This window comes from Methylocapsa sp. S129, from assembly GCF_009765995.1.
Classification (GTDB): domain Bacteria; phylum Pseudomonadota; class Alphaproteobacteria; order Rhizobiales; family Beijerinckiaceae; genus Roseiarcus.
Genome location: NZ_LMUI01000023.1, coordinates 83,569 through 109,336 on the forward strand (window position 1 = coordinate 83,569; position 25,768 = coordinate 109,336).

General features: G+C 61.2%; 21 protein-coding genes. 12 read left to right on the forward strand and 9 right to left on the reverse strand.

Translation table 11 applies throughout. The annotated features are described in order from the left end of the window. Positions 1 to 253: 253 nt before the first annotated feature. The 3 genes from GSQ90_RS15015 to GSQ90_RS15025 all read left to right on the forward strand — a co-directional run bounded on the left by GSQ90_RS15015 (position 254) and on the right by GSQ90_RS15025 (position 3,643). Positions 254 to 1,627: an NAD(P)-dependent oxidoreductase gene (locus tag GSQ90_RS15015; protein ID WP_158815657.1), complete on the forward strand. Its 1,374-nt coding sequence runs from the start codon at positions 254 to 256 to the stop codon at positions 1,625 to 1,627. Between the two features lie 11 nt (positions 1,628 to 1,638). Continuing rightward, positions 1,639 to 2,949, forward strand: a complete 1,311-nt coding sequence (gene preA / locus GSQ90_RS15020) for an NAD-dependent dihydropyrimidine dehydrogenase subunit PreA (RefSeq protein ID WP_158815658.1) — start codon at positions 1,639 to 1,641, stop codon at positions 2,947 to 2,949. Positions 2,950 to 3,220: 271 nt separating this feature from the next. Continuing rightward, on the forward strand, positions 3,221 to 3,643 hold the full coding sequence (locus tag GSQ90_RS15025; protein WP_158815659.1) for a DUF2314 domain-containing protein: 423 nt from the start codon (positions 3,221 to 3,223) through the stop codon (positions 3,641 to 3,643). 66 nt (positions 3,644 to 3,709) lie between these two features. On the opposite strand, the gene GSQ90_RS15030 is transcribed toward GSQ90_RS15025, so the two are convergent. The 4 genes from GSQ90_RS15030 to GSQ90_RS15045 all read right to left on the reverse strand — a co-directional run bounded on the left by GSQ90_RS15030 (position 3,710) and on the right by GSQ90_RS15045 (position 10,214). Then, positions 3,710 to 7,198, reverse strand: coding sequence for an indolepyruvate ferredoxin oxidoreductase family protein (locus GSQ90_RS15030; protein ID WP_158815660.1), 3,489 nt, complete (start codon positions 7,196 to 7,198; stop codon positions 3,710 to 3,712). 132 nt (positions 7,199 to 7,330) lie between these two features. Next, positions 7,331 to 7,882 (reverse strand): acetolactate synthase small subunit, encoded by a 552-nt coding sequence (gene ilvN / locus GSQ90_RS15035; protein ID WP_158815661.1) that lies wholly within the window; start codon positions 7,880 to 7,882, stop codon positions 7,331 to 7,333. After that, positions 7,879 to 8,352 (reverse strand): endonuclease domain-containing protein, encoded by a 474-nt coding sequence (locus GSQ90_RS15040; protein WP_158815662.1) that lies wholly within the window; start codon positions 8,350 to 8,352, stop codon positions 7,879 to 7,881. Before GSQ90_RS15040 ends, ilvN begins: the two co-directional genes overlap by 4 nt. An 89-nt stretch (positions 8,353 to 8,441) precedes the next feature. Continuing rightward, a complete protein-coding gene (locus tag GSQ90_RS15045; RefSeq protein ID WP_158815663.1) occupies positions 8,442 to 10,214 on the reverse strand; it encodes an acetolactate synthase 3 large subunit in 1,773 nt (590 codons plus the stop codon). A gap of 389 nt (positions 10,215 to 10,603) precedes the next feature. Between GSQ90_RS15045 and GSQ90_RS15050 the strand changes: the two genes are divergently transcribed. Then, positions 10,604 to 11,095 carry a MarR family winged helix-turn-helix transcriptional regulator gene (locus tag GSQ90_RS15050; protein WP_158815664.1) on the forward strand — a complete coding sequence of 164 codons (492 nt, stop codon included), beginning with the start codon at positions 10,604 to 10,606 and terminating at the stop codon, positions 11,093 to 11,095. Positions 11,096 to 11,100: 5 nt separating this feature from the next. On the opposite strand, the gene GSQ90_RS15055 is transcribed toward GSQ90_RS15050, so the two are convergent. The 3 genes from GSQ90_RS15055 to GSQ90_RS15065 all read right to left on the reverse strand — a co-directional run bounded on the left by GSQ90_RS15055 (position 11,101) and on the right by GSQ90_RS15065 (position 14,454). Further along, complete coding sequence (locus GSQ90_RS15055) at positions 11,101 to 11,910, reverse strand: ATP-binding cassette domain-containing protein (RefSeq protein ID WP_158815665.1); 810 nt, start codon at positions 11,908 to 11,910, stop codon at positions 11,101 to 11,103. Between the two features lie 11 nt (positions 11,911 to 11,921). After that, positions 11,922 to 13,247: a sugar ABC transporter permease gene (locus GSQ90_RS15060; RefSeq protein WP_158815666.1), complete on the reverse strand. Its 1,326-nt coding sequence runs from the start codon at positions 13,245 to 13,247 to the stop codon at positions 11,922 to 11,924. 142 nt (positions 13,248 to 13,389) lie between these two features. Continuing rightward, positions 13,390 to 14,454: a substrate-binding domain-containing protein gene (locus GSQ90_RS15065; RefSeq protein ID WP_371418382.1), complete on the reverse strand. Its 1,065-nt coding sequence runs from the start codon at positions 14,452 to 14,454 to the stop codon at positions 13,390 to 13,392. Between the two features lie 283 nt (positions 14,455 to 14,737). Here GSQ90_RS15065 and GSQ90_RS15070 point away from each other — a divergent pair, with 283 nt between their 5' ends. Both GSQ90_RS15070 and GSQ90_RS15075 read left to right on the forward strand, forming a co-directional pair. Beyond that, positions 14,738 to 16,153 carry a di-heme oxidoredictase family protein gene (locus GSQ90_RS15070; protein ID WP_158815667.1) on the forward strand — a complete coding sequence of 472 codons (1,416 nt, stop codon included), beginning with the start codon at positions 14,738 to 14,740 and terminating at the stop codon, positions 16,151 to 16,153. A gap of 71 nt (positions 16,154 to 16,224) precedes the next feature. Then, positions 16,225 to 17,871 (forward strand): CRTAC1 family protein, encoded by a 1,647-nt coding sequence (locus tag GSQ90_RS15075; protein WP_371418383.1) that lies wholly within the window; start codon positions 16,225 to 16,227, stop codon positions 17,869 to 17,871. A gap of 51 nt (positions 17,872 to 17,922) precedes the next feature. Here the strand turns inward: GSQ90_RS15075 and GSQ90_RS15080 are convergent, their stop codons facing one another. After that, positions 17,923 to 18,294: a hypothetical protein gene (locus GSQ90_RS15080; RefSeq protein WP_158815668.1), complete on the reverse strand. Its 372-nt coding sequence runs from the start codon at positions 18,292 to 18,294 to the stop codon at positions 17,923 to 17,925. 220 nt (positions 18,295 to 18,514) lie between these two features. Beyond that, complete coding sequence (locus GSQ90_RS15085) at positions 18,515 to 19,138, reverse strand: TetR family transcriptional regulator C-terminal domain-containing protein (RefSeq protein WP_210254902.1); 624 nt, start codon at positions 19,136 to 19,138, stop codon at positions 18,515 to 18,517. A 223-nt stretch (positions 19,139 to 19,361) separates the two neighbouring features. On the opposite strand from GSQ90_RS15085, the gene GSQ90_RS15090 reads away from it, so the two are divergent. The 6 genes from GSQ90_RS15090 (at position 19,362) to GSQ90_RS15115 (ending at position 25,760) form a co-directional block, all read left to right on the forward strand. Further along, a complete protein-coding gene (locus tag GSQ90_RS15090) occupies positions 19,362 to 20,609 on the forward strand; it encodes a Zn-dependent hydrolase (RefSeq protein WP_158815669.1) in 1,248 nt (415 codons plus the stop codon). 37 nt (positions 20,610 to 20,646) lie between these two features. Next, positions 20,647 to 22,074 (forward strand): dihydropyrimidinase, encoded by a 1,428-nt coding sequence (hydA, locus tag GSQ90_RS15095; RefSeq protein WP_158815670.1) that lies wholly within the window; start codon positions 20,647 to 20,649, stop codon positions 22,072 to 22,074. Position 22,075: 1 nt separating this feature from the next. Continuing rightward, positions 22,076 to 22,894 (forward strand): ABC transporter ATP-binding protein, encoded by an 819-nt coding sequence (locus GSQ90_RS15100; protein WP_158815671.1) that lies wholly within the window; start codon positions 22,076 to 22,078, stop codon positions 22,892 to 22,894. Positions 22,895 to 22,978: 84 nt separating this feature from the next. Beyond that, positions 22,979 to 23,965: an ABC transporter permease gene (locus GSQ90_RS15105; protein WP_371418384.1), complete on the forward strand. Its 987-nt coding sequence runs from the start codon at positions 22,979 to 22,981 to the stop codon at positions 23,963 to 23,965. Then, positions 23,962 to 24,738, forward strand: a complete 777-nt coding sequence (locus GSQ90_RS15110; protein WP_158815672.1) for an ABC transporter permease — start codon at positions 23,962 to 23,964, stop codon at positions 24,736 to 24,738. Before GSQ90_RS15105 ends, GSQ90_RS15110 begins: the two co-directional genes overlap by 4 nt. 29 nt (positions 24,739 to 24,767) lie before the next feature. Next, positions 24,768 to 25,760 (forward strand): ABC transporter substrate-binding protein, encoded by a 993-nt coding sequence (locus GSQ90_RS15115; RefSeq protein ID WP_158815673.1) that lies wholly within the window; start codon positions 24,768 to 24,770, stop codon positions 25,758 to 25,760. Positions 25,761 to 25,768 lie beyond the last annotated feature (8 nt).

Genomic DNA, 25,768 nt, shown 5'->3' on the forward strand with positions numbered 1-25,768 from the left:
AGCTGAACTCAAGAAGCGCCCTCCCCTGTCAGGCGCGCAAACTAACAAAGGCGTCGCCAGGAACAAAGGATGATTATGCCGCCTGCTTAGGCCATGAGGCTATTGTTCAGGCGCCGGCGCCCATTGAATCTGCGTGCAATGAATCCTGTCTGATGTCGACTTGACAAGGCGCGTATGGCGCGCGAGCATCTTGACCGTTTGGTCAAGATTGTGCCGCGGTCGTGCTCGGCCGCGCCAGCCGCCGGGGGCTTGAATGACGACGGTCCGTGAGACGAATGCGCTGCCGGGCGTCGCCGCCGGCCTTCTCGACGCCGAGACGTTGGCCGCGAATTTCGGCGACCTCCATCCACCCCTCGGCCGGCACGAAGCGTTGGTGGAAGCAGACCGCTGTTACTTCTGCTACGACGCGCCCTGCCAGCAGGCTTGTCCGACCTCCATCGACATTCCGCTGTTCATCCGCGAGATCGCCGCTGAAAATCCGCTCGGCGCGGCGCGCACCATTCTCGAAGAGAACATCATGGGCGGCATGTGCGCCCGGGTCTGTCCGACCGAAACGCTGTGCCAGGAAGCCTGCGTGCGTGAGGAGGCCGAAGGCAAGCCAGTGCGCATCGGGCTTTTACAGCGTTACGCCACCGATGCGATCATGCAAACGGGCAGGAATCCGTTCACCCGCGCCGCGCCGACCGGCAAGCGGGTCGCGATCGTCGGCGCCGGCCCTGCCGGCCTGTCCTGCGCCCATGCGCTGGCGGTGAGCGGACATGACGTCACAATTTTCGAGGCGCGCGACAAATCGGCCGGCCTCAACGAATATGGCATCGCCGCCTATAAGACGCCCGGCGGTTTCGCACAAAAAGAAGTCGATTTCATCCTGTCGATCGGCGGCATTGAAGTGAAGCATGGCGTTGCGTTGGGTCGGGATATCGACCTCGCATCGCTACGGCGCGATTACGACGCGGTTTTTCTTGGCCTCGGCCTCGCCGCAGTCAACAAGCTCGGTCTGACCGGCGAAGCGGCGAGCGCCAATGTGCTCGACGCCGTGAACTATATCGCCGAGCTTCGCCAGGCGGAGGACCTTGCCAGCCTCCCGGTCGGGCGGCGAATCGTCGTTATCGGCGGCGGCATGACGGCGGTCGACGTCGCCGTCCAGGCTAAATTGCTGGGCGCGGAACTCGTGACGATCGTTTACCGCCGTGGCCAGGAGCATATGAAGGCGAGCGGCTACGAACAAGACTTGGCCCAGACGCATGGCGTGCTGATCCGCACATGGGCACGCCCCGTCGCGCTTGAGGACGCTCATGGCAAAGTGAGCGGCGTTGTTTTCGAGCGCACGCGCGATGAAAACGGCAAACTGGTCGGCGCCGGCGAAACCTTCCGCCTTGACGCCGATATCGTGTTCAGCGCGATCGGCCAGTTGTTGACGCCCTCTTCCTTCGGCGGCGAGAGCGCGCTCAAAGGCAAGGACGGACGCATTCTGGTCGATGAAGAGCGCCGCACCAGCGCGCCCGGCATATGGGCGGGCGGCGATTGCATCTATGGCGGGCAGGATCTGACTGTCGGCGCGGTGGAAGACGGCAAGCAGGCGGCGCGCTCGATCGACGCGGCTTTGCGCGCCGGCCTCAAGAGCTGAAGGAGCAAGCCATGGCGGATCTCAGCACAAGTTTCCTTGGCATCAAATCTCCGAACCCATTCTGGCTCGCCTCGGCGCCGCCGACTGACCGCAAGACCAATGTCGAGCGCGCGTTTCGCGCCGGCTGGGGCGGCGTCGTCTGGAAGACGCTTGGCGAAGCGGGGCCTCCAGTGGTCAATGTTTCCGGCGCGCGCTATGGCGCCGTCTACGGCCCGGACCGGCGTCTCATGGCGCTCAACAATATCGAGTTGATCACTGACCGCGATCTCGAGATCAATCTGCAAGAGATCAAGGAGGTCAAACGCAAATGGCCGGACCGCGCCTTGGTCACATCCTTGATGGTGCCTTGCGACGAGAGTTCCTGGCAAAAGATTCTGGCGCGCGTCGAAGAGACGGAATGCGACGGCGTCGAGCTTAATTTTGGTTGCCCCCATGGCATGTCCGAGCGCGGCATGGGCGCGGCGGTGGGCCAGGTGCCCGAATATATCGAAATGGTCGCGCGCTGGTGCAAGGCCCACACGCGCATGCCCGTCATCGTCAAGCTGACGCCCAACATTACCGACATCCGCGCGCCGGCAAGAGCGGCGAAAGCTGGCGGCGCGGACGCGGTCTCGTTGATCAACACCATCAATTCACTGATGGGCGTTGATATCGACGCCATGGCGCCGATGCATGCCATCGAAGGCAAGGGCACGCATGGCGGCATGTGCGGGCCGGCGGTTAAGCCGATCGCGCTGTCGATGGTTTCCGAAATCGCCCGCGACCCGGAAACGCGCGGCTTGCCGATATCGGCGATCGGCGGCGTCACCACTTGGCGCGACGCCGCTGAATTCATCGCGCTTGGCGCAGGCAACGTGCAGGTCTGCACCGCGGCGATGACCTATGGCTTCAAAATCGTCCAGGAGATGATTTCCGGCCTCGGCAATTACATGGTTTCGAAAGGCTATCGGACGATCGAAGACTTCCGCGGCCGAGCCGTGCCGAACGTCACGGACTGGCAATATCTCAACCTCAACTATGTCGCCAAGGCCGAGATCAATCAGGACCTCTGCATCAAATGCGGGCGCTGCCACATCGTGTGCGAAGACACATCGCACCAGGCGATCTTTCCGATCGTCGACGGCAAACGCAAGTTCGTCGTCAATGACGACGAATGCGTCGGCTGCAATCTGTGCGTTCTCGTCTGCCCGGTTGAGAGCTGCATCACGCTGGTGCATCGCACGCAAGGCGTCGATCCGCGCACGGGGCTCGATTACGACCGACCGGCCGCCAACTGGACGACGCATCCCAATAATCCCGGCGCCGTGCCGGTGGCGGGCTAGGGAGCGCGTCGCCAATCATCAGGGGGGACGGATCGAAAATGGCCGCCGACCGGGCGTTGATCTCGACGGCGGAAACGGTGATTAAATCCTGTGATTAGCGACGGAGAAAGTCGTGCGCCTTCCTTCACGAAGATCGCTCCACTTGATTCACATTCGCCCGACGCTCCAGGTCTGGATATGGTCGTCGCTTGCTTTGGCCTCGTTGCATTCGGGGATGGCCTTTGCCGACGATCCCAATCCGGTCCCCAAAGTCCCAAAGGGAGATCCCGCCATGAGCGCGGCTTTCGCTCACGCAGCGACCGGGCTCGATGATTTTTTCGCGAAATGGCGTCATCCTCCGAAGGGCGCGCAACGGTTTTCAGTCAAGATCGGCTTGATGGACGTTCCAGGCGCTCCAGGTTACGCCCTCGTGCGGCCAGATGCGTTTCCGGCCGGTCAGGTCGAATGGTTCTGGATGCACGATCTGCGCGCCGATGGCGCGGGCTTCTCGGCGCAAATCGGCAATGACGCCGAGGAACTGCACAACGTATCCTTCGGCCAAACCATCCGTTTCACGCGACAGGATATTGGCGACTGGACGTATTTCCAGAACGGCAAGATCATCGGCAATGCGACGGCCTGCCCCGCGCTGGCGCATGCCTCGGCCGAAGAGCGGCGCCAGATGAAAGAACAATACGGCCTAAACTGCGACTAAGGCGTATCATAGGTCGGTTCCAGACGGCGGCAAGAGTAAGCCTGCCCCGCTTGGAGCATGCCACGGCTATTCTGCGGCCTGCCGCTGAACCGGCGGCGCGCGCCAAGCCTCCAGCAGGCGATCCCATTCCTCGCGCACGCCAGCAACGCTCCGCGCTTTCACATGCCCATAGCCGCGTATTCTCTCGGGCAGCGCGGCGAGAGAGAGCGCGATCGCGTGATTGCCCGGCGTCAAGCCGACGACCAGTTCGCGGCATAAAGCCTCGTAATCGGCAATCAACGCGCGCTCTTCGCGCCGATCCTCGCTATAGCCGAAGATATCGAACTTCGTTCCGCGCAAGAACCGTAGCGTCGCGAGCAGCTGAAACGCTTTCATCATCCACGGTCCGAAGCTCATCTTTTTCGCTTCGCCCGTTACCGAATCCTTGCGAGCGAGCAGCGGCGGCGCGAGATGAAATTCAAACCGCAAATCGCCTTCAAAGGCTTGCGCGACCTGCTTTTGGAACGAGCCGTCGGTATAGAGTCGCGCAACTTCGTATTCGTCCTTGTAGGCCATCAGCTTGAACAGATTGCGCGCCACAGCTTTTGCAAGGCCCGTCGCATTCGGCGCGCGTTTGGTCTCGGCGTCCGCAACCTGCGCAACAATCTGCTTGTAGCGCCCAGAATACGCGGCGTTCTGATAAGACATCAGGAACCCCGCGCGGCGCGCGACAATCGCCTCCAGGCTTTGTTCGTCCACAGGCGCCGTCTCCGCGCCGCTGCGAAGGTTAGCCCCAACCGTCGCCGGATCGGCGGCAGCCGCGCGGCCCCAATCGAACGCCGCGAGATTCATCGCCACCGCTTCGCCGTTAAGCTCGATGGCGCGACGGATCGCTTCGGCGGAAACCGGCACATAGCCGGCCTGATAGGCGTAGCCGAGCACGAACATATTCGCGCCGATCGCGTTGCCGACAAGCGCATTGGCCGCCGCCGTCGCGTCGACGAATTTCGCGCCGCCCCCGCTTGCCGCGCTGATCGAGCGTTTGAGGCGTTCGCCGGGCAGCGAATAATCGGCATTGCGGGTGAAATCGCCGGGATACAGTTCGGCGCTGTTGACGATGAACCCGGTCTCGACGCCGCGCACAGCGGCGAGCACTTTCTTGGCGCCCGACACCACGAGATCACAGCCCAGAATGAGATCGGCGTCGCCGGCGGCCACGCGAATGGCGTGGATGTCTTCCGGCTTTCGGGCCAGTTTGACATGGCTGAACACAGCGCCGCCCTTTTGCGCAAGGCCCGCCATGTCGATCATGCCGCATCCTTTGCCCTCGAGGTGCGCCGCCATGCCGATGATCGCGCCGATCGTGACGACGCCGGTGCCGCCGACGCCGGTGACGATGATCGAATAGGGCTTGTCGCCGATCTCGCGCCGGACCGGCTCTGGGCTCGGCGGCGCGGCTTTAGCTTTGCCGACGATTCTTTTCGGTTTTGCGCCATGGACTGTGACGAAGGACGGACAGAAGCCATCGGCGCAGGAGAAATCCTTGTTGCAGCTCGACTGGTCGATCGCACGCTTGCGGCCAAATTCGGTTTCCAGCGGCTGTATTGAGACGCAATTGGATTTGACGCCGCAATCGCCGCAGCCCTCGCAAACGAGTTCATTGATGATGACGCGCTTGTCGGGATCGGGATATTCGCCGCGCTTGCGGCGCCGACGCTTTTCGGCGGCGCAGGTCTGGTCATAGATCAGCACGGTGGCGCCGGAGACCTCGCTGAGTTCCTTCTCGACCGCGATAAGATCGTCGCGCGCACGCAATGTCACGCCGGCCGGCCAATCGGTCCCCGTCGGATATTTGCTGATGTCATCGGCGACGACGACAACGCGTTTGGCGCCGTCGGCGGCGACCTGCCGGGCGATCTGCGGCACGTTGAGGCCGCCTTCGTGCCGCTGGCCGCCCGTCATCGCCACGGCGTCGTTGAACAGGATTTTGTAAGTGACGTTGACTTTCGAATCGATCGACCAGCGCAGCGCGAGCGCGCCCGAATGGTTGTAGGTGCCGTCGCCTAGATTCTGGAAGACGTGCCCGCGTTTGGAAAAATGCGATTCGCCAATCCAATTGGCGCCTTCGCCGCCCATTTGCGTGAAGCCATCGGTGCCGCGGTCCATATATTGAGCCATGAAATGGCAGCCGATGCCGGCATAGGCGCGCGCGCCTTCGGGAATCACCGTCGAACGATTATGCGGGCAGCCCGAACAGAAATAGGGCGTGCGCGCCGCAACCTCCTTGATATCGGCAAGCGCCGCCTGCGAACGTCTGACATGAGCGACGCGCGCGGCTAGCTCATCGCTCGGATGAAACTTCAACAGGCGCTCGCCGATCGCAATGGCGATATCGTTGGGATCAAGCGCGCCTTTAACGGGGAACAACCAGTTTCCGGCCTCGTCTTTTTTGCCGATGCAAGTCGGTTGGTTCGGCTCGCCATAAAGTTCCTCGCGCACCTGCACTTCGATCAGCGAGCGCTTTTCTTCGACGACGATGATGAGCGAAAGACCGCGCGCAAATTCGCGCAACGCCACAGGTTCGATCGGCCAGGCGCAGCCGAGCTTGTAGAGGCGCAGCCCAAGCTCATTGCACTTGATTTCATCAATGCCGAGATCGTCGAGCGCTTGTCTCGTATCGAGATAGGATTTGCCGAGCGTGATGATGCCGATCTTGGCGTCCGAGCCGCCCGACGCGATGATGCGATTGAGCTTGTTGGCGGCGATCCAGGCGACGACAGCGGCGCGCTTATGCTCCTGGAGGCGTGCTTCCTGTTCGAGAATGCCGTCGGGCGTGCGAATGTTCAGGCCGCCCGGCGGCATCGGGAAATCGGCGGGCGCAATCGGCGTGACGCGATCCAATGACGTGTCGACGACAGCCGTCGATTCGATCGTGTCCTTGATGCATTTCAGGCCGACCCAAACGCCGGCATAGCGGCTGAGCGCCCAGCCGAGCGCGCCGTAATCGAGCACCTCCTGCACGCCCGCCGGCGACAGGATCGGCATCATGACATCGACGAAGGCGAATTCGGACTGATGCGCCGTCGTCGAGGATTCGGCGGTATGGTCGTCGCCCATCAAAGCGAGCACGCCGCCATGGGGCGAAGTCCCTGCGAGGTTAGCGTGGCGGAAGACGTCGCCACAACGGTCGACGCCCGGTCCCTTGCCGTACCAGAGCGAAAAAACGCCGTCGAAGCGCCCCTCGCCACGCATCTCCGCCTGTTGCGCGCCCCAGACGGCGGTGGCGGCGAGTTCCTCGTTGAGGCCCGGCTCGAAATGGATATCGTTCGCCTTAAAGAGCTTGGCGAGGCGGGTGAATTGCAGATCGAGGCCGCCGACCGGCGAACCGCGATAGCCGGAGATGAAGCCGGCCGTGTTGAGCTTCGCGCGGCGGTCGCGCTCTTTTTGCGCAAGAAGCAGGCGCGCGACCGCCTGCGCGCCGTTCAGCAACACCGGCGATTTCGTCAGATCGAAACGGTCGCCAAGCGAAATGTCGGATAGAGCGGCCGCCGGCGAATCAAAAGGAACGCGATCCATGACCTCTCCCGCCGCCCGAATCGGGCGGATGCGGATTGGTTCCGCTTCGGCCTGAATTTGTGCCGTCCGGCGGCCAAATGCAAGACGCGCGGTTTTCCAGCTTTACCTGGAGATCGCTAGCGACAGCCGCCCTCAGATCGGCTCGGGCCCGCGCGAAATGGCGGCTATGCCGGTGCGCGAAACTTCGACGAGGCCGACCGGACGCATAAGTTCGACAAAGTCATCGATCTTGCGCGGCGCGCCCGTCAGTTCAAAAATGAAACTTTCGATCGTCGCGTCAATGACTTTGGCGCGAAACGCCTCGGCTAGGCGTAGCGCCTCGACGCGGTTTTCGCCCTTGCCGCGCACCTTGACCATCGCCAGTTCGCGCTCGATCGCCCGCACTGTCAAAGTTAAATCGGTCACCGAATGGACCGGCACCAAGCGTTCAAGCTGATGACGGACTTGCTCAACCACCTCGGGCGTGCCGGAGGTGGCGATCGTGATGCGCGACAGATGCGTCTCATGTGTGACTTCGGCGACCGTCAGGCTTTCAATGTTGAAGCCGCGTCCCGAAAACAGGCCGACAACCCGCGCCAGAACGCCAGGTTCATTATCGACCAGCACCGAAAGCGTGTGACTCTCGGCGTTCGATTTGCCGATCGCGGAGGAATAAGGAGAGGGCGGCGTAGCGGGAGCGTTCATGTTTCTGCTTCCTGTTGCATTAATCTCTTCTCCCCGCTCTGCGGGGAGAAGGTGGCGCGAAGCGCCGGATGAGGGGCAACGCCGACGTCTGGCGTTGGCGTCTTAAAACGTTCGAACGGTTCAAGTTTCCCTTCGAGCGCGGCGAAGATTGTCTCGCATACACTGTCGATTGCGCGAAGCGCGTCGGCGTTCCAGAAGCGCAAGACAGAATAGCCCTGCGATAGAAGAAAAGCGTCACGCTTTGCATCGTGTGCGCTGTCGGCATGCTGACTTCCGTCAAGCTCGACGATGAGCTTCGACTCACGGCAGGCGAAGTCGGCAAAGTATGGGCCAACCGGCGCCTGCCTTACGAACTTCACGCCGTTCAGACGGCGATTGCGCAAGCGGAACCAAAGCTTGCACTCGGCATCGGTCGAGACCGCGCGCAGCGTTTGCGCGCGAGCGGTTGTTGGCAAATCTCTGGTGCGCATCGGGTGCCTTCGAAGGTTGGCGCCGCCCCTCATCCGGCGCTGCGCGCCACCTTCTCCCCGCGCAGCGGGGAGAAGGATTGGAAAAGGCCTCACACCAGCATCTTGCCTTTCTCATCGATGACGCTGCCGATTTCGATGCCGGCGTCGTCGCCGAGATCGGCGAGCAGCATTTCGTTATGCGCTTTGCCCGACGGAATCATCGGAAAGCAATTCTCCTTCTGATCGACGAGGCAATCGAAAATGACCGCCTGGGGCGTATCGATCATTTCCTTGATCGCGGCGTCGAGATCGGCGGGGTCGCTGCAACGGATGCCATGGGCGCCATAAGCCTGCGCGAGTTTGACGAAATCGGGCAGCGATTCCGTGTAGCTCTCGGAATAGCGTCCGCCATGCAGCAATTCCTGCCACTGGCGCACCATGCCCATATATTGATTGTTCAAGATGAAGATCTTCACCGGCAGCCGATATTGCGCGGCCGTCGACATTTCCTGCATATTCATCAAGATCGACGCTTCGCCCGCGATGTCGATGACCAGCGAATTGGGATGGGCCATCTGCGCGCCGATCGCCGCCGGCAAGCCATAGCCCATAGTTCCCAGGCCGCCCGAGGTCATCCAGCGATTGGGCTCGTCGAAATGAAAATGCTGGGCCGCCCACATCTGGTGCTGACCGACTTCGGTCGTGATGTAAACGTCGCGATCCCTGGTCAATTCGTAAAGTCTGCGCACCGCGTGCTGCGGTTTGATGATTTTGTTGGAGTTACGAAACGCGAACGAATTCCGGGCGCGCCAGTGATCGATGTGCCCCCACCATTTGACGAGCGCCGCCGGGTCGGCTTTGGCGGCGCTGGTGCGCCACAGACGCACCATGTCCTCCAGCACATGAGCGCAATCGCCGACGATGCCGAGATCGACCTTGACGTTCTTGTTGATCGACGACGCGTCGATATCGATGTGGATCTTCTTCGAATGCGGCGAGAAGGCGTCGAGACGCCCGGTGATGCGATCGTCGAATCGCGCGCCCACGCAGATCATCAGGTCGCAATCATGCATCGCATTGTTGGCCTCGAACGAGCCATGCATGCCGAGCATGCCAAGCCATTGCTTGTCGGAGGCGGGATAGGCGCCAAGCCCCATCAGGGTCGAGGTGATGGGAAAACCGGTCAAACGCACGATTTCGCGCAGCAGCGTCGAGGCGGTCGGCCCCGAATTGATGACGCCGCCGCCGGTATAGAAAACCGGTTTGCGCGCCTTGGCCATCATCTCGACGGCTTGCTTGATGCGTCCAAGATCGCCCTTCACTTGCGGCCGATAGGTCTTGTGCTGGATGTTCTTCTGGAACGTATAAGCGCCGGTCGCAAACTGGATGTCCTTGGGAATGTCGATCACAACAGGGCCCGGTCGCCCGCTGGTGGCGACATAGAAAGCTTCGTGCAGGATGCGCGGCAGATCCTCGATACGCCGCACAAGGTAATTATGCTTCGTGCAACTACGGGTGATGCCAATCGTGTCACATTCCTGAAAGGCGTCCGAACCGATCAGATGGGTTGGCACCTGCCCGGTGATGCACACAAGCGGGATCGAATCGAGCAAAGCGTCGGTGAGGCCTGTGACCGCATTGGTGGCTCCCGGTCCCGATGTGACCAGCAGCACGCCAACCTTCCCTGTCGAGCGCGCATAGCCTTCGGCCGCATGAGCGGCGCCCTGTTCGTGGCGCACGAGCACATGACGCAATTTATTCTGATGAAAGATCGCGTCGTAAATTGGCAACACCGCGCCGCCGGGGTAGCCGAACAGAACGTCCACGCCCTGATCTTTGAGCGCCTCGACGACCATTTCAGCGCCGGTCATCTGCTTCGACATCTTGGTGCTCCGTACGGTTCAAGGGAATGCCGCGACTTTTCCCATTTAAATCAAAGGCGGCGGGCGAGGAATTGCAGGCAATAAAAAAGGCCCTCTCGGGCCTTCGGGTAGCGCCAGATCCGGGATCGCAAGCTCTAAGCCTGTCCCGTCTCCAGCGCCAAGGATACAATAAGGGTCAAAGTCACAGTAGCTCTCGTCCAAAGTCTATTGATTTGCGGAACCTAGCGAGGCGCGCCGCAAGCGTCAAGAGCTTTTCGGCGCGCCCAGAAGGGCGTCGCATCGACGCGCTTTCCCTTTGAAAGTCATTTAAATTGCGATAGCGCTTGGCGATCTTGAGGCAAAGCCGCCGCCAGATTGCAAGTCGGGCCAAGCGATTGAGGGGAGCCAGAATGCCGAGCGATACGGACGAGGCGGCCAAGCTCGAGACCGGCGGACCGATCGATTTATCCGCGCTCGTCGCGCTTATAGGCTATCAGCTTCGGCGCGCGCAGCTTGCCGTCTTCGACGATTTCATCCGCTCTTTCGCCGACCATAACATTCGCCCATCCCAATATGGGGTGTTGACCGCGATCGATCGCAACCCGGGCTCGTCGCAAGCGGCGATCGCGCAATCCCTAGCGATCAAGAGATCGAATTTCGTCAAACTGATCGACGAATTCGAAAGGCGAAAGCTGGTGGTGCGTCGTCAGGTCGCCGCAGACCGCCGCGCCAATGCGCTCTATCTGACCAAAGCGGGGCAGTCGGTCATTGAACAGTTCCATGCGATCCGCGCCGCCCACGAGGCGCGCATCAGCGCTTTGATCGGCTCGCCGAAGGAACAAAAGCTTTTTCTCGAACAACTCTCGCGGCTCAGCGCGTTGCGCGAAACGCTGGAGGATTAGGACCTTCAATTGGCGCGCAGCGCGCCCGGGCCCGGAATCGCGCCGGGCGGACATTTGCCAAGGATGATCATGCCGAGCACTTCGTCTTTGGTGACATCCTCTGTTCTGGCGGCGCCCACCACCTGACCGTTCTTCATGACGGCGACGCGATCGGCCAGATCGAACACATCGTGGATATCGTGGCTGATGAGGAAAATGCCGATGCCTTCCGCCTTCAATTGCTTGATGAGTTCGCCGACCTGCGCCGTTTCCTGCGGGCCGAGGGCGGCGGTTGGCTCGTCCATAATGAGGATGCGCGCATTGAAATGAATGGCGCGCGCAATGGCGACGGACTGGCGCTGCCCACCCGAAAGCGATTTAACAGGATCCTTGAAGCGACGAAAATTCGGATTGAGCCGCCCCATAACCTCTCGCGCCTGCGATTCCATCGCCACGTCGTCGAGTGTGCCCCAGCGTGTGCGGATTTCCCGCCCCAGAAATAGGTTCGAGGCGGCGTCGACATTATCGGCGAGCGCGAGCGTCTGGTAAATCGTCTCAATGCCATAGGCCTTGGCGTCGCGTGGATTGTTGATCGCCGCTTCTTCGCCGTTGATCAAAATCACGCCGTGCTCGCGCTTATAGGCGCCCGACAACACCTTGATCAGCGTCGACTTGCCGGCGCCATTGTGACCGAGCAGGCCAACGACTTCGCCGGGATAGAGGTCAATGGAAGCCCGGTCGACGGCCTTGATGCCGCCGAAGGCGATGGAGATCTCGCGCAATTCCACGAGCGGAGCTGGCCTCGCGTCATTGGCAGGCGCGGCTTGGGTTTCCATCGGAGCCTCGATCATGTCTTCCGGCGGCGGTATAGCTGGTCGATCCATACCGCGAACACCAATACCGATCCAACGATTACGTCCTTCACGGCGCTATCGAAGTTAAGCAGCGTCATGCCCGATTGCAGCGATTGCATCACCAGCGCGCCAAGCATGGCGCCATAGATGGTGCCGACGCCACCCGCCAGGGAGGTGCCGCCAATGACGGTCGCCGCGATCACGTACAACTCGTCGAATTGGCCGAGGGAGTTCGACGCGGCGTCAAGCCGCCCGGCGGTGATGCAGGCCGAAATCGCCACAAGCATGCCCATCAGCATGAACATCAGCAGCGTGATCTTGCGAGTATTGACGCCCGCCAGTTCGGCCGCCTCGGGATTGCCGCCGATGGCGTAGACATACCGACCGAATCGGGTGCGGGTGGCGATGAAGGTCATCACGATGCCGACGCCGAGCGCGATCAGTACAGGAATGGCGAAACCGTGCGAAAAATTGAGCCCTTCTGGAGGTATTTGGATGTTATGTTCATTGGCATAGGCCTCGGCAACCTTTGGCGGCCAGGCGTATGAGTTGACGACGAAGACGGCGCCCAGTGAAAGGGCGCAACCGACAATCCCCAGAAACAATTCCGCCCAGATCGGGCGTTGCGGAAACCGGAACCGAGCCCGAGCGGCTCGGTTAGAAAGAATTCCAACCAGAATGGCGAGACAAGCGACCGCGCCAAGCGCCCAGCTTGCCGTAGCGCCAATCCAAGCCGCCCTCGGCGTGCCGCCGATCAGTTCGAAGCGGCTGTCCATGGGGGCGACGGTCTCGCCGCGGATCACCCACCAGGCGGCGCCATTGTAAACGATCAAGCCGCCTAACGTGACGATAAAGGAGGGAATGCCCGCATAGGCGACGAGGAAACCATTGAAGGCTCCAAGAGCAGCGCCAAGGGCGAGCGCAATAACAACAGCGATGATCCAAATGACCGGGTGGTCCGAACCCAGCGTGGGCGCCAGCCAATAGGCCTGCGCCACGCCTGTCACGACGCCGATGAAACTCAGCATCGACCCCACCGACAAATCGATGTGGCGCATGACAATGATGAGCACCATGCCGGTGCTCATGATCGCGATAGCCGAGGTTTGGACAGAGAGGTTCCAGAGATTGCGGGGGGTGAGGAACACGCCATCGCCGGTGAGCCACTGGCCGACGACCTGAAAACCAAGCCAAATGAGGATCAGCGCGCCGATCATGCCCAACAGGCGGGTGTCAATCTCGGTCGCCCGGAAAAAGCGCTGCACCGGACTTTCTTGCGCCATCATAGGGCTGGGCTTCGCGTCCGCCACGCTCGCCATTCTCGCCTCCCCGGCATTGTCTTCTTATCCCATCCCACCACGAACCGGGGGAGGGGAATAAATTAACCGCGTGGCTCTTACGAGCCGCGCGGTCAATCATGCAGACGGAAACCGGTTTTGCAACCAGCTTCTCACGTCATCCTCAGCCACAGCCCTTGACAGTACCGGGCTTGACGCCGGCGCAGGCCTTGTCCTTGCTGATCCAGCCGGTGTCGATCACGTCGCCGAGATTGTTCTTGGTGATCGGATCGGGGGGAAGCAGGATGGAGTTCATCTCCACGCCCTTCTTGCCCTTGTTGAACTTCGCCACTCCCGGAAGATCGGCGATCTTCTTGCCGTCCGCGATGGCGATCGCGGCCTCGGCGGCCGCCTTGCCAAGAACGCGGCTGTCCTTCCAGATCGACACAGTCTGCGTGCCGAGCGCAACGCGGTTGATGGCGGCAAGATCGCCATCCTGACCAGAAACCGGCACCTGACCGTCCATACCCTGCGCCTTGAGGGCTGCGACCACGCCAGAGGCCATGCCGTCGTTCTCGGACACGACAGCATCGACCTTATTGTTCTGCTTGGTCAGGCATTGCTCCATGTTCTTCTGGGCGTTGTCGGGCTTCCACCCATCGGTGAAGGTCTCGCAAACGTTCTTGATCTTACCGGCGTCCATCGCCGGCTTCAGAACTTCCGTGATGCCGCTGAAGAGGAACGTCGCGTTCGGGTCGCCCTTGTCGCCCTTGATGAAAGCGTAGTTGCCCGCCGGTTTGGCCTTCAGGACCTCCTGCGCCATCAGGCGGCCGACGCCGATATTGTCGAAGGTGATGTAAAGCGAGTTCGGATCCTCGAACTGCACGTCATAGGCGATCATCTTCACGCCGGCGTCATTGGCCGCCTTGATCGAGGGCAGAATCGCGTCCGAATCATAGGCGACGACGAGAATGACGTCGACCTTCTGCGCGATGAGGGCTTCGATGTCGGACGCCTGCTTGGCGGCGGAGCCTTGCGCGTCCGCCGAGATATAGGTGTCGCCGGCGGCCTCAATCACCTTTTTGATGGCGGCGTCGTCGGTCTTCCAGCGCTCTTCCTGGAAAGTCTTCCAGGACGCAGCGATCTTCTTGCCGGCGGCATCGGCCGGCATCGCCGAGGCGCTGAGAAGCAGCGCGCTTGTCAACCCTAATAGCGCCGCCCCGAAGGCGCGTGTCTGCGCATTCCTCATAGGTTTTCCTCCCCTCGAAGGGCGCGGACGTCAATAGACGCGCCCAATTTAAGCAACCGGCCAATTAGCACGGCGGCGCGTTGATCGCGCGATCCGACACTGCTTGTACCGGCCATCGCTGTCAATATACTGATGACATTCAAAAAATAATTTTTTTGTATCACGCATAAATAACGGGCGCCCGGCTTGCCGGCGCGACAAATATCGGGTTTTCTATTCCGGAAGAGACGGGGTCAGGCCGACGGCCAAAAAGAACCCGAGATTTAGAGGGAGGGCGCCGCGAATGAAAAAGGCGGCGATGGCGGCCGGAGTTGCGATCGTGGTTTCTGGCGCGATCGGCCAAGTCCACAGCGCGAGTTGGGACGAGAAAGTCTTCACATCCCACGTCGATTTCGACGCTGTCGCCAAAGCAGGGCCGGAGGCGCTTCCCGCGCTGATCGAGCGCGGGCGCCAATTGTTCAAGGCGAAATTTACCCTTGAGGACGGCGCCGGCCGTCCTAAAGCAACCCAAGCGATTGTCCCCACCAAACGAAAGACTGGTACGAACCCGCCGTTCAGCCGCACCAGCGGCCCCGATTCCAATTCCTGCGCTGGCTGCCACAATGATCCGATCACGGGCGGCAGCGCGGATTTCGTCGCCAATGTCTTCGTCTCCGAAGGATTCGAAAGCGCCGCATTCGACAATACCGATCCGACTTTTTCCAGCGAACGCCATACGATCGCACTGATGGGCGCGGGATTGATCGAACTGCTGGCTCGCGAAATGACCGCCGATCTACAGCGCGCGCGCGACGAAGCGGTCAAACAGGCGCGGGTGGGCGGCAAGGACATACACGCCGACCTCGTCGCGAAAGGCGTGCGCTTCGGTTCGATCCTTGCTCATCCCGACGGCATCGTCGATCTGGATCAAATAGAGGGCGTCGACGCCGATCTCGTCTTGCGCCCGTTCAGCCGCAAAGGCGTCTTCGCTTCGATACGTCAGTTCACAATCAACGCGATGAATATCCATCACGGCATGGAGGCGACCGAGCGGTTCGGCGTGCGCTGGACCGGCACGCATGATTTCTCTGAAAGCGGCGTGCCCGACGCCGTGACGCCGGGCGATATTTCCGCGCTTGTCGCATTTCAGGCGAGCCTGCCGCCGCCCACCGTCAAGCAGGATCTGCCGGACGACTGGCGCATCGCCGCGGACGAAGGCGCCAAGCAGTTCACAGCGTTGGGTTGCGCGAGCTGCCATATCGCGACGCTACCCCTAAAATCGCTGACCTTTACCGACCCCGCGCCCTATGACATGGCCGGCACCCTGCGCGCATCGGAGACCGAGCGGTCGATCCAAATTGATCTGTCAAAAATGCCTTTCGCCAGCCAATTGCAAAAGAACGAAAAGGGCGAATGGCTGATTCCGCTGTTCAGCGATCTCAAGCGTCACCTGATGGTCGACGCGCAGGTCAATGCGCTCGGCAATGAACTGCAGGCGCAACGTTTTGTCGAACGCGATGTGTTCCTGACGCCGCGGCTCTGGGGGGTCGGCTCGACGGCGCCATATGGTCACCGCGGCGATTTCCGCTCGCTCGATGAAATCATTCGCGCCCATGGCGGCGAAGCGCGTTTTGCACGCGACGCCTATCTGGGGGCGGATAAGGAGATGAGAGATGACGTCATCGCCTTTCTGCGCTCCCTGGAAATCAAGGCGCCGTGATGACAGACTTTCCTTCAAACGACCGGCGTTTGCGCTTTCCGCGAAAGCAGGCAAGCGCGTGCGTCCTTTTCGTGTCGGCTATCGCCTTCGTCATGTTTTGCGTCGCGCCCGCGCGCGCCGAGGATGCGCCGCAAAAACCGCTCGGCGACATTCCGATCATGCATGAAGAGGCGGCGGCGGCCGACCTTAACAGCGTCTATGACGGGCCATGGGAATTCTTCGTCGGCGGCGGAGGGGCGGCGGTTGATTGCGACGGGTCCGGTTTTCCATCCGTTTTCTTGGCCGGCGGCAAAAATCCCGCCAAGCTCTTCGTCAATAAGTCGACGGCGGGCGGCCCGCTTCGCTTCGAAGAGAAGCCGCTCACCTTCGATACCGGCCATCACGAGCTTGAAGGAATTATCGGGGCCTATCCCATCGATATCGACGGCGATGGCCATATGGATATGTTCGTTCTGAGGGTCGGCGGCAATCTTCTGCTGAAAGGCGGCCCCGACTGCTCTTTCACGATCGCCAATAAAGAATGGGGTTTTGACGGCGATCCCGGCTGGACGACCGCGTTCGCCGCTGAGTGGGAGCCTGGTCAAAAGTTCCCCACGCTGGCGATCGGCCATTATGTCGATAGGCACGCGCCGGGATCGCCTTGGGGCACCTGCGAGGAGAATTCGCTTTACCGCCCGCAGCCCGGCGACAAGCCGGACTATTCGGTGCGCACGCCGCTGGCCCCAGGCTTTTGCGCGCTGTCGATGCTATTCACCGACTGGAACAAGTCGGGCACGGCGTCGCTGCGCGTCTCCAACGATCGACAATATTATCGCGGCGGCGAAGAGCAGATGTGGAAGATTGAACCGGACAAAACGCCCAAGCTTTATGGGCGCGCCGACGGCTGGCGGCATGTCTCGATTTTCGGTATGGGCATCGCGGAAGGCGACATCGACGGCGACGGTTATCCCGAATATGCGCTGACTTCGATGGGCGACACGAAGCTGCAGAAGTTGGATGCCGAAGAGAGCGGCAAGGGCGAGGCGCCGGTCTATCGCGACATCGCCGGCGAGCGCGGCGCGACCGCGCATATCCCTTACGCGGGTGGCGACCAGAAGCCTTCGACCGGTTGGCATAGCGAATTTGCCGATTTCAACAATGACGGCCTGCTCGACTTGTTCATCGCCAAAGGCAATGTCGAGCAAATGCCCGATTTTGCTTCTTTCGATCCCAACAATCTGCTTCTTGGCCAATGGAACGGCAAGTTCGCGGAGGCAGGCGCGGAGGCGGGGATCGCGCTGAACAGAAAAGGACGCGGCGCGCTCATCTCCGACTTCAATCTCGACGGCAAGCTGGATATTCTCGTCGTCAATCGGGGCGCGCCGGCCAGCCTCTTTCGCAATCTCGGCGCCAAGGTCGACGATGGTCCGCCCGGACCGATGGGCAATTGGAGCGAAATCCGCCTCAGCGAGCCTAATCCCAATCGCAATGCGGTCGGCGCGAAAATCGCGGTCAAGACAGGAACGCGCACGATGATGCGGACGATCCAGGTTGGCGGCGGCGACGCCTCGGGCCATGCAGGCTGGGTGCATGTAGGCCTGGGCACCGCCGAGCGCGCGGAAATCCGCGTGCAATGGCCAGACGGCGAATGGAGCTATCCCTATCGCGTCTTCGCCAATCAGTTCGTCGTGGTGGACCGCACCAAGGCGCAGGCGGCATATTGGTACCCTGGCCGCTGACGATCTTGAACGATCCGACGTTTGCGGCGGCTTCGGCCAGAAGGGGTTCCCTTACTCTGCCCGCGCCGCCTCGACCTTTATTGTCTTCGCGTAGGCGCCGCTGATCTGAATCGTCAGCGGGCCGCCGTTGGTCTTGAAGCGGATGCTTTTGTCGATGCCGGGACAGTCCTTGGTGCGGACATAGCCCGATTGCTTGATGATTTCGCCGTTCTCGATGACATCGACCCACGCGCCGTCCGAAACCGTGACCTGATAGGTCGCTGCTGGCTCGGCGCCAAGCTTGACGACCGCGGCGTAAGCGGGGTTGGCTTTGCTTTTCCGGCCGGGCGCATGCGCGAATGTGACTTCGTTTTGCGCCGACAAATTGATCAGCACGGGCGCGCCAAGCGTGGGCAGAGAATCGCCGTTGGCGAGGGCTGGCAACGTTCCACCAAAATGAGCTTGAATGGCCGATAGCGGCCATTTGCCAACGTCGCATCCGGCTCCCGCCGCCCTGGCGGCCGAAGCCGAACATAACGCAAAGCCAATCGGCGCAGCGATGATAGAAACGACAAAAATGACGTGAAATTTCCAGCGACGACAGTTCATTGCGGCCCCCAATCCTCGGATTGATCCACCCATGCAATGCAACCTTAGCGTGTGGTCACCTCGCAATCAAGCCTTCGACGATGGTCTCGATCACCTGCCGGCGCGCCAATTCGAATTTGGAATCGTCGAGCGAGTTTCCATTCTCGATCGTCGAGATTTCATGGGCGGCATTGGCGTAATGCTGGGTCGTCGCCCAGATCATATAGAAGAGGTAGCGGGGTTCGATCGGCCGTAATTTCCCCTCGCCGATCCAACGCCGCACAATGCGGCTGCGCGATTCCACCCAGTCGGCGAGCGTCGTTTCGAGAAAGTCCTGGATGAAAGGGGCCCCGCGCATGATCTCGCTCGCCCAGATCTGCGATCCCAACGGCATCGAGCGGGCAAGATCCATCTTCGCGCCGATATAGCGCGACAGAGCTTCGCGCGGATCGTCGCTCTGATCGAAAGAAGAGGCCGCCGCCAGCCACGCGGTCAGCACACGCTCGATCACGGCGCGATAAAGCGCCGCTTTGGTCGGAAAATAATAATGCAGGTTGGCTTTGGGAACGCCCGCCCGCGTTGCGATGGCCGCCGTCGTCGCGCCGCCAAAGCCTTGTTCGGCGAAGACGGCTTCCGCCGCCTCCAGGATCATCCGTTCGTTTTCGGCGCGGATTGAGACTTTAACAAGCGGCTTGTTCACAAAAGATCCTCGCAAACCCGGCTCGATCCGCCGGCGCGATGGGCGGGCTGGCAAGGCAGGTCTTTGTTTTCAGTCATTTTCTCAGGTGGAGACGACACCCGCCTCGCGGCAAATTCCTCTTTTGAAGGCGCCGTAATTATTGGCGCCTTGGACAAGATCGCGGCATTTGACCATTTGGTCAAATTCATAATAGCGTTGCCAGCGTTTCAAGGGGGCGGCGAGGATGTCAGACCTGTCGAATGTGCGCATCAACGGCCAAAGGCTGTGGGACGCACTCATGGAAATGGCCAAGATCGGCGGCACGCCCAAAGGCGGTTGCAAACGCCTGACGCTGACCGATCTCGACAAGCAGGGTCGCGAGCTCTTCGCCGCCTGGTGCGAGAAAGAGGGCTGCGTCGTCAAGGTTGACGAAATGGGCAATATGTTCGCGCGCCGCGCCGGCGTCGAAGATCATTTGCCGCCGGTTATGATGGGCTCTCATCTCGATACGCAGCCGACGGGCGGCAAATTCGATGGCGTGCTCGGCGTTCTGGGCGCGCTGGAAGTCGTGCGGTCGCTGAACGATCTCAAGATCAAGACGCGCCGCCCGATCGAGATCGCCAACTGGACCAACGAGGAAGGGTCGCGCTATGCGCCGGCGATGATTTCATCGGGCGTGTTCGCAGGCGCCTATACGAAAGAATTCGCCTATTCGCGCATCGACGCCGAGGGCAAGAAACTGGGCGATGAACTGGAGCGCATCGGCTACAAAGGCAGCGAGCCGATCGGCGGCCGGCCGATCCACGCCTTCTTCGAATTGCATATCGAGCAGGGACCGATTCTCGAGGATGAATCGATCGATGTCGGCGTTGTTACCCATGGCCAGGGCCAGCGCTGGTATGAAATCCGGCTGACCGGCTTTGAAAGCCACGCTGGCTCGACGCCGATGCCGCGCCGCAAGGATGCGCTGCTGGGCGCCGCGCGGATTGTCGAACTCGTCAATCAGATCGGCCTGTCCAAGGCGCCGCTCGCGGTGTCGACGGTCGGCATGCTCAACCCCTATCCCAATTCGCGCAATGTGATCCCCGGCGAAGTCTTCATGACTTGCGAATTCCGTCATCCGATCGATGCGACGTTGAGCGAAATGGACGCCGCGCTCAGGGAAGGCGTCGAGAAGATCGCAGCGGCCATCGGTCTGACCGTCGACATCAAGCAGGTCTTTTACTATCCGCCTGTTCCATTCGACGAGAGCTGCGTCGCCGCGGTGCGCCAGGCGGCGAAACATCTGGGCCTGTCGCATCGCGATATCGTCTCGGGCGCGGGGCACGATGCTTGCTATCTCGCTCGCGTCGCGCCGACTTCAATGATTTTCACGCCCTGCGTCGACGGCGTCAGCCATAACGAGAGCGAAGATATCAAACAAGAATGGTCGACGGCTGGCGCCAATGTGCTGATGCATGCGGTGCTGGAAAAAGCGGAGATTGTGGCGTGAGAAGCCGCGCTCCCATCACATTCGCGGAGAACTAGATATGTCGCTTGTCATCAAGGGCGGTACTGTCGTCGCCGCCGACCGCACTTACAAAGCCGACGTCCTCGTCGAGGGTGAAAAGATTGCGGCTATCGGCCCCAATCTGACGGGCGATACAACGCTCGACGGGTCGGATTGTTTTGTCATGCCAGGCGGCATCGACCCGCACACGCATCTTGAAATGCCTTTCATGGGCACGACTTCCGCCGATCATTATGAGAGCGGCACCAAGGCCGCGCTTTCCGGCGGCACGACCATGGTCGTCGACTTCTGCATTCCCGGCAACGGCCAGCCCCTCATGGAGGCCTGGGCCGATTGGGATCGGCGCTCCAAGACGGCCTGCGCCGACTACGCCTACCACATGTGCATCACCTATTGGTCGGACAAAGTGCGCGAAGACATGGCCAAGGTCGTCGAAAAGGGCGTGACGACCTTCAAGCATTTCATGGCCTATAAAGGCGCGCTGATGGTCAATGACGAGGAATTATTCGCCTCGTTCCAGCGCTGCGCCGAACTTGGCGCCATGCCGCTCGTCCACGCCGAGAACGGCGACGTCGTCGCATCGCTGCAGGCCAAATATCTGAAGGCCGGCATTACCGGGCCGGAGGGTCACGCGCTGTCACGTCCACCGGAAGTCGAGGGCGAGGCGACCAATCGCGCGATCATGATCGCCGATCAGGCGGGTTGCCCGCTCTATGTCGTGCATACGTCCTGCATCCAGGCGCATGAGGCGATCCGGCGCGCGCGCGCCAAGGGCATGCGCGTCTATGGCGAACCGCTGATTCAGCATCTCATTCTCGACGAAAGCGAATATTACAACAAGGAATGGGCGCATGCGGCGCGACGCGTGATGTCGCCGCCGTTCCGCGACAAGAAGAATCAGGACGACCTCTGGAACGGTCTGCGCGCCGGCTCGCTGCAGGTCGTCGCCACCGATCACTGCGCCTTCACAACGGCGCAGAAAGCCTTCGGCAAGGACGACTTCACCAAAATCCCCAATGGCACCGGCGGCCTCGAAGACCGCATGCCGCTGCTTTGGACTTATGGCGTCGGCACGGGGCGCCTGACGATGAACGAATTCGTCGCGGCGACCTCGACCAATATCGCGCGCATCCTCAACCTCTACCCGAAGAAGGGCGCGATCATGCCGGGAGCGGACGCTGACATTGTCGTCTGGGATCCGAAGGCGTCGAAGACCATCTCCGCCGCCACCCAACTCTCGGCGATCGACTACAACGTCTTCGAAGGCGTCAAGGTGCAGGGCCTGCCGCGTTTCACCCTGTCGCGCGGCGAAGTGCCGTGGCGCGACGGCAAGATTCAAGTCGAGCCGGGTCGCGGCCAATTCGTCAAGCGCGAGCCCTTCCCCGCGGAGGCGCGCGCGCTCGCCGCCTGGAAGAAGCACACGGCGGCCAAAGGCGTCACGCGATAATATGTTGAGCCCGCTCGCCACCGACGGAAAAACGGATGTTGGCGCGCGGGTCATCGATGTCGCCGATTTGTCGCTGAGCTTTGTCACCGCGGACGGGCCGGTGCAGGCGCTGAGCGGCATTGATCTGGCGGTGGAGCGCGGAGAATTCATCTCCTTCATCGGCCCGTCGGGCTGCGGCAAGACGACGCTTTTGCGCGCGATCGCCGATTTGGAGGCGCCAACGTCGGGCGCCATTCGCGTCAATGGCATGAGCCCGCACGAAGCGCGCGCCAGTCGCGCCTATGGCTACGTCTTCCAGGCGCCGGCGCTTTACCCCTGGCGCAGCGTTGCGCGTAATATCGCGTTGCCGCTGGAGATCATGGGCTATCCCAAGGCGGATCGCGACGCGCGCGTCGCCAAGGGCCTTGAGCTCGTCAATCTGACCGGGTTCGGCAAGAAATTCCCATGGCAATTGTCGGGCGGCATGCAGCAGCGCGCCTCGATCGCTAGGGCCCTGTCCTTCGATCCCGATCTGCTGCTGATGGACGAGCCTTTCGGCGCGCTCGACGAGATCGTGCGCGACAAGCTCAACGAGCAATTGCTGCGCCTCTGGGACGTGACGAAAAAGACCGTGCTGTTCGTCACCCATTCCATTCCCGAGGCGGTTTTCCTGTCGACCCGCATCGTCGTGATGTCGCCGCGCCCAGGGCGCATCCACGACGTCATCGCATGCGACTTTCCGCGCAATCGCACGCTTGACATCCGCGAAACGCCGGAATTTCTCGAGGTGGCCAATCGCGTCCGGCACGGCTTGCGCGAGGGGCACTCCTATGAAGATTGACCGCCGCGCGTCTTTGGCCCTTCTCGCACTTCGCGGGAGAAGGTGGCCCGACGAAGTCGGGTCGGATGAGGGCCATGCGACCGGGTGCGCCATTTTGCGGCCGCGCTCTACGATGCTGGCCCTCGTCTCAAGGCGAACTTCGTTCGTCCACGGGCGCTGCGCGCCACCTTCTCCCGCGAAGCGGGAGAAGGGATCGGCGCGCGCATGAAGAACGTCCTTCCCGTCACGATCGTCGTCGCGGCATTGCTGGTGGTCTGGTATGTCGGCGCGCTTGTGATGAACACGCCGCTTCAGCGTGACTTCTTCGCCAATGCCGGCGTCACGAACTATTCCGCCGAGGACCTAGCCATCGCCGATCTCAATATGGAGCGTCCGAAACTTCCCGCCCCTCACCAGATCGTCGCTGAGCTGAATAAGACGGTGCTTGAGACCGCGCCGACATCCAAACGCAGCCTTGTCTATCATGGCCTCATTACGTTGCAGGAGACCCTCCTCGGCTTCGCGATCGGCTCGGCGCTGGGCATTGCGCTGGCCATACTCATCGTCAATGTGAAGGTGCTTGAGAAGTCGCTGATGCCCTGGGTCGTCGCCTCGCAGACGATTCCGATCATCGCGCTGGCGCCGATGATCGTCGTCATTCTCAACCAGTTCGACATTACCGGCATCCTCCCCAAAGCGGTGATCGCCGCCTATCTGTCTTTCTTTCCCGTCACGGTCGGCATGGTCAAAGGCCTGCGTTCTCCCGATCCCCTGCAGCTCGATCTCATGCGCACCTATTGCGCGACGCGGGCGCAGACGTTTCTCAAACTGCGCGCGCCGGCGAGCGCGCCTTTCTTCTTCGCCAGCATGAAAATCGGCGTCGCCGCCGCGCTTGTCGGGGCCGTCGTCGCTGAAGTCACAAAAAGCGAGGACGGCGGCCTCGGCGCGCGACTTCTGGCGGGCTCCTATTACGGGCAAACGGTGCAGATCTGGGCGGCTTTGTTGACGGCGGCCGCGCTGTCGGCGACGCTGGTCGGACTGATCGGCCTAGCCGATCGCATTGTGTCCAGACGCATGGGCTTTGCGCGATGAACGCCCGTAGCGCCGCCGATCTCGCGCCGCCCGCCCTGTTTGGCGCGGGCGTATTGATCGTCTGGGAATTCGTTGTGCGTGGGTTTGGCGTGCCTTTCGTCATCTTGCCCGCGCCGTCGGTTATTTTCTTGCGCCTCATCCACTCGATCCCGATCCTCGCCGCTGATTTCGTGCAGACCATCCAGGGCGTCATCGCCGGCTATGTCATCGGTTGCGGCGCCGGCGTTCTCGTCGCGATCCTGATCGATCGATCGCAATTCCTGCAGCGAGGACTGCTGCCGCTTGGCAATCTTGTCTCGGCGCTGCCGATCGTCGGCGTCGCGCCGATCATGGTCATGTGGTTCGGCTTCGATTGGCAGTCCAAGGCCGCGGTTGTCGTCGTCATGACGTTCTTCCCGATGCTGGTCAGCGCGGTGGCGGGCCTTTCGAGCGCCGGCGCGATGGAGCGCGATCTGATGAAGACCTACGGCGCAAACTATGGGCAGACACTCAGGCAATTGCGGTTGCCCGCCGCCTTGCCGTTCATCTTCAATGCGCTCAAGATCAATACGACGCTGGCGATGATCGGCGCCATCGTCGCGGAGTTTTTCGGCACGCCGACCGTCGGCATGGGGTTTCGCATCAGCACCGAAGTCGGCCGCATGAGCATCGATATGGTGTGGGCCACCATCGTCGTCGCCGCGCTGACCGGATCGCTGTTCTATGGGATCGTTGCGCTGATCGAGCGCCGCGTGACGTTCTGGCATGCGTCCTACCGCCAGAGAGGCGCATGAATGTTTTTTGAAGCAGGAGGAGAAAGTCGATGAAAAAAACGATCTATGCATTGATTGCGTCAACGGCGCTGTTGGCTGCGGGCGCCGCGCACGCCGCCGATAAGGTGACGCTGCAGCTCAAATGGGTGACGCAAGCGCAGTTCGCCGGCTACTACGTCGCCAAAGACAAAGGCTTCTATAAGGACGCCGGCCTTGATGTCACGATCAAACCCGGCGGTCCCGACATTGGACCCGTCCAGGTGCTGGCGGGCGGCGGCGCCGATGTCGTGGTCGACTGGATGGCGGACGCGCTGCAGTCCCGCGAAAAAGGCGTCGCGATGGTCAATATCGCGCAGCCCTTCAAGCATTCGGGCCTGGAGTTGACCTGTCGCGCCGACACCGGCGTGAAAGCTCCCGCCGATCTCAAGAACCGCACGCTCGGCGTATGGTTCTATGGCAACGAATTCCCCTTCCTGAACTGGATGGGCAAACTCGGACTCAAAACTGACGGTTCGCCCGGCGGCGTCAAAGTTCTCAAGCAGGGCTTCAACGTCGATCCGTTGATCCAAAAACAGGCCGATTGCATTTCGACGATGACCTACAACGAATATTTGCAGGTGCTCGACGCCGGCTACAAGCCCGACCAGCTCGTCGTCTTCAAATACGAGGATCAGGGTGTCGCCGTTCTGGAGGACGGCCTCTATGTGATGGAAGACAAACTGAAGGATCCCGCCTTCGTCGACAAGATGGCGCGTTTCGTCAAAGCCTCGATGAAGGGCTGGGCGTGGGCGCGCGAAAACAGCGACGCCGCAGCCAAGATCGTGCTCGAAAACGATTCGACCGGCGCCCAGACCGAGAAGCATCAGATCGGCATGATGGCTGAAATCAACAAACTGACCGCCGGTTCCGACGGCAAGCTTGATCCGGCCGATTATGCGCGCACCGTCAAGACGCTGCTCACCGGCGGTTCGGATCCGGTCATCTCCAAGGAGCCGACCGGCGCCTATTCGAATGTCGTGATCGACAAGGCGCTGGCCAAGTAAACCCTCGC